We start from the raw sequence: 6,243 nt of genomic DNA, 5'->3' as shown, positions 1-6,243 counted from the left end.
GCGCACAGAAGCCCCCTGGCTCCAATCCTGCCGACCATGTTTACGCAACCATACCAGAACGGTAGAGTTGCCCTGAATGCCGTATCGGGCTTGTGCCTGCTGGCAGGTGAGCTCGCCTTTTTCAATCTGCTCGACCACGGCTAATTTAAAAGTCAGCGAGTAATCTCGCTGTGTCCGTTTCACACCTTGTCCCATCGGGTTCTCCAATTATTGGGGGGAAAGGTGTAAACCATATTCAGGACGGGACATCATCAATGAAAAAGGAGCCTCACAGGCTCCTTTTTTGTGCTCCTTTACGCTGTTACAAGGCCTCGAGGGCATCGGACAGCTTCTTCACCGGCACCACTTCCATTCCCTCGATGGGGTGCTTGGGCGCATTGGCATGAGGCACTATGGCACGGCGGAAACCGTGCTTGGCCGCCTCCTGCAACCGCTCCTGGCCGGAGGGCACGGGCCGGATCTCCCCAGACAGCCCCACCTCGCCGAACACCACCAGATCCTTGGGCAGGGGCTGATCCCGGAAGCTGGAGACCATGGCCAGCAGCAGCGCCAGATCCGCACTGGTCTCCTCGACCTTGACCCCGCCGACCACGTTGATGAAGACGTCCTGATCCGCCATCTGCAAGCCACCGTGACGATGCAGCACCGCCAGCAGCATGGCGAGACGGTTGTGATCCATCCCCACCGCCACCCGGCGCGGGTTGGAAACCTGGGAGTAGTCCACCAGCGCCTGCAACTCCACCAGCAGCGGGCGCGTCCCCTCCCAGATCACCATGACGATGGAGCCGGGGGCCTGCTCGTCACCACGGCTCAGGAAGATGGCGGAGGGGTTGCTCACCTCCTTCATCCCCTGCCCCGTCATGGCGAAAACGCCAAGCTCGTTGACCGCGCCGAAGCGGTTCTTGTGGGAGCGCAGGGTCCGAAAGCGCGAGTCGTGGGCGCCATCCAGCAACACGGAGCAGTCGACACAGTGCTCCAGCACCTTGGGTCCGGCCAGGGTGCCGTCCTTGGTGACATGGCCCACCATGAAGATGGCGACATGATTCTGCTTGGCGTAGCGGGTGAGCAGGGCCGCAGATTCGCGCACCTGGGAGACGGAGCCGGGGGATGACTGCACATCCGCCACATGCATCACCTGGATGGAGTCGATGACCATGATCTGCGGCTGCTCCTGCTGGGCAATGATGCAGATCTGCTCCACGCTGGTTTCCGACAGCATCCGCAGCTTGTCGGTGGGCAAGCCCAGCCGGCTGGCTCGCATCGCCACCTGTTGCAGGGACTCCTCCCCGGTCACATACAGGGTCTTCATCCGCTGCGCCAGACCGCACATGGTCTGCAGCAGCAGGGTCGATTTGCCCGCCCCCGGGTTGCCGCCGATGAGGATGGCCGAGCCCGGCACCACACCGCCGCCGAGCACCCGATCCAGCTCCTTGAAGCCCGAGCTGAAGCGGGGGATCTCTGTGGTCGCAACTTCGGCCAGGGTCTGCACCTGGCTGCCGACGGCGCCGGCATAGCCGGTGTAGCGGGCACTCTTGCCGGGGGTAGCGACGCCCAGCCGGACCTCGGTGATGGTGTTCCACTCCTTGCACTCGCTGCACTGACCTTGCCAGCGGGTGAAGTCGGCGCCACATTCGGAACAAACATAGGCGGTTTTGTTTTTGGCCATGGATAACTCGGGGACAGGATGAATTCCTGCTTGATATACTGGTTTGCGACCGGCAGATCAAACCCAGAATCGGAAAAGTGACTTTCCGCGGCAGGAATACATGGATTCAGAACAACCACTACATCTGATAGAACAACTTGTCCCCCTGCTCCGGGAAAAGGACTTCGACGAGATCTTCAACCGCCTGACCCAGAACGAGAATACCAACGGCCGCTTCCTGCTGAAGATGGAACTCAAGCGCAAGTGCACCCCCTGTCGGCGCGTGATCGACATGCGCAACGAGCTGGGGGCCCTCTGTCAGGTGCACGAGTTTGAAGGGGTGACCCACTTCATGCCCGCCGAGGCCGTCGAGCAGTTCCAGTCCCAGTGCTATCTCTACCGGGACAGCTACACGCTCGGGGTCTACGAGGCGCTGCAAGCCTGGTACAAGCTCAATCAGGGGCGCAGCGAGAGCCTCTCCCTGCCCGTCAGCCCGTTCAGCCCCTTCGATGTCAACGCCATCCCCTTCGCCAGCCACTACGGTCGGCAGGAGGAGCGGATGCACTTCAGCTCCCCCATGGTGCTCAGGCTGGCGAACGGGGAGAAGCTGCTGGCCAAGAGCTCGGATCTCTCACTCGGCGGGATCCGGGTCTCGGTTCCCTATCTGCCCGACTACCAGACCGGCGACCACATAGAGGTCTTCTTCACCGGCCTGGAGCGCGAGAATCCCCTCCCCATACTGCACCAGCCGATCAGCTACCAGATCCTGGGGCAGGAGCAGAAAGAGGGGAAATTCTGGCTACGGCTGGTGAAGAGCGGCGAGCATCCCGCCTTCGACGAGTTCCTGCGCGACTTCATCGAGCGCAACCGCAGTCGCTATCGGGTCAGCGTCGACTACCTGCTGTCGGCCGCCATCATCAAGGGATACGAGCAGTTCTACCTGCCGCGCATGACCGGCATGCCGCTCTACTTCGGGCGGGGCGACACCCCAAGCCTCGAGATCGCCCTGCGCACCGAGAACAACCAGCACATCCTCGAGTACTGGCGCGACGCCAAGAACCGCGACATGCTCGCCAGCCTCTTCACGGCGGCGCGCATCCCCTCCCTGTTGCCCGCCAAAGGGGGACTGCGCGAGACCCTGATCTACAGCTTCACCCACTCGGTGCGAAGTCACCTCTACTTCTTCTCCGCCACCCGCGAAGAGCTGCAACAGAGCGGCCTGGCCGCCCTCTTCTTCCAGGTCGGGGCCCGTCGTCCCAGCTGGCGCGTCTACAAGTTCAGCCTGGAGGCCTGCACCCTGAGCGAAGCCGACCTCGACAACCAGCAGGGGGAGTCGCACCAGTTGCAAGACATGCTGCTGCGCGAGCGCCTCGGCCAGATAGGCTATGTCGGCCTGCTGCAGGAGATAGGGCTGGACCACCAGCGCAGCGAGTTCCACTACGACAGCCAGCAGCCCAATGCCAACGCCTTGCAACGCTTCGGCCACGACACCCAGGCCGCCCCCTTCGAGATAGAGACGCTGCACTATGTGCAACTGCGCAAGGAGGCCCGTTACGTTCACAAGACGGCGATAGTGCTCAGGCACAAGGATCGCGCCTGGATCGGCTGGACCCGTGACATCTCGGCCCATGGCATGCAGATCGAGCTGGAGGAGGCATTCGAGGGGGAGAAGGGGGAAACAGTCACTGTCGCCCTGCCCAGGTTGCAGGAGCTCGCCAAGACCATGGACTTGCAGCGCCTGCCCTACCGGCTGGTCAGCCTCAATTTGAGCCGTACCGTGCTGCATCTGTGCATCGAAGGCACGGCGGAGCGCCACATAGGCCATCAGTTCTTCAGCCTGCTGATCGAGAGCAACCAGAACAAGCTCAAGACCACCCGGGAGCACAAGCGCTACCGCGGCATGGCACGGACGCTGCGCAACCTCTATACCCACCACCTGTTCAACTCGCCGGTCTATGTCAACAAGCTCAAGGCGGCCGCAAGACCTGCCGCCGTGGGCATGGCCCCCCGACCGCGCAGCCTCTCCCGCCTGTTGCAGGCCTGCGCCGGGCAGGAGAAGCAGCTGAACCTCTACCCCCTGTTCCAGGGGGCTCTGCTCAAGACGGTGCTGCTCAACCCTTTGCGCACCATGGCGCGGGAAGACAAGCCTGAGGAGGAAGAGGTCTACATCGCCAGCCTGCACTCCCAGGGCGGAGCCCCCCTGTTTCGCAGCCACCTGGCCAGCAGCTTTTCCTCACCGGAGGCGAAGCGCCGCTTCATCGAGCTGGCCCTGCAGCAGGGCGAGTTCTATTCGGTGCTGGTCGGCATCTCCCGCACCGGTCGCCCCGACACCAGCTTCATCGCGGGCGAGCTGGACTACATCGCCAAGTTCGCCATTCACAAGGCCAAGCAGCTGGAAGAGGAGCTGTGGAGCGTGGTGGGGGTCGGTGAGCTGACCGATACCACAGAGGCCACCCTGTTCCGGCTCGGCATCAAGCCCCCGGCGAAGTAGCCCAAAGAGGCCAGCCCCTGGTGCCCTCAGCCGTCAGGTGTCGGCATCTGGGGCCGGTGGCGGGCAGATGGCTGCCCGTTTCAGCGAGCGCTCAGGCCGCCTGGGGGTTGAGCAGCCAGGCGAGGATCTCGGGGAAGTGATCCTCCTGGGCCTGGGGCGCCGTCAGCATGTTGATGTGATCGTAATCGAGCCGGTTGCCGTTATCCCGGCCGAGGCGGGTATGGCGGGTCGCCGACCCCATCTCGGCGCTGAAGCGGCGCACGTCTGTGGGGTGCCCCAGCACCTTGTCCGCCTTGGCCGAGATCATCCAGAGCGGCGGCCAGCTCACCCTGGCGGCGGCCTCGTCATAGGCAAAGCCGTCGTGGGGATCCTGCCAGGGCCCGCATTTCACCCAGGGAATGGTCTCCTGCAGGTAACGCAAGGGCTCATCATCGGCCCCTATCTTCAACTTGCGGGCAGCCAGAAAACCCTGGCGGCGCGCCAGCCAGGGCGCCAGCCGATTCCAGATCAGGTCCACCTTCAGCCAGCGCTCGGGGCTCTGCACCGAGACCCCCCGCTTGGTGCCGAAGAACACCAGGCTCGCTATCTGATCCGCCAGCTCGGGGAAGCGCACCAGAGTCGAGGCCATGATGACCCCGCCCCAGGAGTGGGCCATCCAGTGCACCCTGGCTGCGGGATGGCGCGCCGCCACCCAGTGCTGCAGCGCGGGCAGATCCTCGGTGATCAACTCATGCTGGCCGTGGCCGGCACGCTCGGCGATGGCTGGCGTGCTCTGGCCTCGTCCACGCAGATCGGCCACGTACACCTGATAGCCGTGTCTGGCCAGAAAACAGGCCAGCCCCTTGCCGGATTCGGTGTAGAAGATACGCCCGTTCTCGATGGCGCCGTGCACCATCAGGATGGGATCGGCATGGACGGCGACACCGGGCTGGATATGGCGCACATGGAGCCGATGTTCGCCACAGGGGACAAACAGGGATTGTTGCAACAGTTCCATCTTGTTCTCTGCTCCTCCTTGAGCGGGTTTCAACTCCAGCGCCTGTCGCGGCAGGCGAGCGCGCCGAGCAGGCAGAGCACCCCTTCCAGATCATGATGATTGAGGGTGGCGGCCGCCTGGGCCCGCACCAGAGGCTTGGCGTGAATGGCGATGCCGAGCCCTGCCACCCCCATCATCTTGAGATCGTTGGCGCCATCGCCGACCGCCACCGTCTGGGCGGCGGGGATCCCATGCTCCCGGGCCAGTTGCAGCAGCGCCTCGGCCTTGGCGGCGGCATCCACTATGGGACCGCTCACCTGGCCGGTCAGCATGTCCCCCTCCACCGCCAGCTCGTTGGCGAAGATGGCGTCCAGCCCCAGCGCCTGCTGCAGTTCGCCGGCGAAACGGGTAAAACCACCGGAGGCGATCGCCACTGTCCAGCCCGCCTGCTTGAGGGTGTCGACCATCAGTTGCAAGCCGGGCATCCAGGGCATGGCGGCCGCCACCTCATCGAGGATGGCGACAGGGGCGCCCTTCAGCAGGGCGACCCGGCTGCGCAGGCTGTCGGCAAACTCCAGCTTGCCCTGCATGGCCGCCGCCGTCACGGCCGCCACCTGCTCACCCACACCCGCCAGGCGGGCGATCTCGTCGATGCACTCGATCTGGATGGCGGTGGAGTCCATGTCCATCACCAGCAGCCCGGGTGCCCCCAGGGTGGGCAAGGTGGCGAGATGGCAGACATCTATGTCCCACTCCTGCCCCTTGAGGGCCAGCACCAGCTCGGGGCAGAAGCGGCTTGCGCCGAGCAGCAGCAGGGGCACACCGGCCTGCTCCCCCACGGGGTAGAGGCTGGCCTCGACCCTATGGTCTGCCAGCAGCGTCGCCACTTGTGTCAGGTGGCGGGCACCTAGCGCCTTGCCAAACAGCACCAACCAGGCGCCGTCATGGGCACTGGCCGCGGGCAGCAGGGCTTCGGGGGTGAGTTGCCAGCAGGGAGCACCGCACAGAGCCTGGGACCAGTCGTGCGGGGAGCGGGGGAGTTGGGACAACAACATAAGAGAGACGCCTTCCTTGGAGATCATGGGGTTCATCATGCGGGCCCAGAGTAGCGTATTGCTTTTTGTACAGGCA

At 64.2% G+C, this 6,243-nt stretch carries 4 protein-coding genes and 1 pseudogene; 1 reads left to right on the top strand and 4 read right to left on the bottom strand.

Annotated features, from left to right (window positions below; translation table 11 throughout):
* Positions 1–195 (bottom strand): annotated as a pseudogene (locus tag ACF2JD_RS20310) (IS3 family transposase); the annotation flags it as partial.
* Positions 196–301: 106 nt separating this feature from the next.
* The gene (radA, locus tag ACF2JD_RS20305; protein ID WP_106885025.1) at positions 302–1,666 is read right to left on the bottom strand and encodes a DNA repair protein RadA; all 1,365 of its coding nucleotides are present in this window, start codon (positions 1,664–1,666) and stop codon (positions 302–304) included.
* A gap of 100 nt (positions 1,667–1,766) precedes the next feature.
* Between radA and ACF2JD_RS20300 the strand changes: the two genes are divergently transcribed.
* The gene (locus ACF2JD_RS20300) at positions 1,767–4,136 is read left to right on the top strand and encodes a PilZ domain-containing protein (protein ID WP_440988073.1); all 2,370 of its coding nucleotides are present in this window, start codon (positions 1,767–1,769) and stop codon (positions 4,134–4,136) included.
* A gap of 91 nt (positions 4,137–4,227) precedes the next feature.
* Here the strand turns inward: ACF2JD_RS20300 and ACF2JD_RS20295 are convergent, their stop codons facing one another.
* Positions 4,228–5,133, bottom strand: coding sequence for an alpha/beta hydrolase family protein (locus tag ACF2JD_RS20295; RefSeq protein ID WP_106885027.1), 906 nt, complete (start codon positions 5,131–5,133; stop codon positions 4,228–4,230).
* Positions 5,134–5,162: 29 nt separating this feature from the next.
* Positions 5,163–6,167 (bottom strand): phosphoserine phosphatase SerB, encoded by a 1,005-nt coding sequence (gene serB / locus ACF2JD_RS20290; RefSeq protein ID WP_440988072.1) that lies wholly within the window; start codon positions 6,165–6,167, stop codon positions 5,163–5,165.
* Between the last annotated feature and the right edge of the window lie 76 nt (positions 6,168–6,243).

Origin of the sequence: Aeromonas ichthyocola, from assembly GCF_046087985.1 — a bacterium.
GTDB classification, from domain to species: Bacteria; Pseudomonadota; Gammaproteobacteria; order Enterobacterales; family Aeromonadaceae; genus Aeromonas; species Aeromonas rivipollensis.
This window is presented reverse-complemented; position numbering and strand designations above follow the sequence as displayed.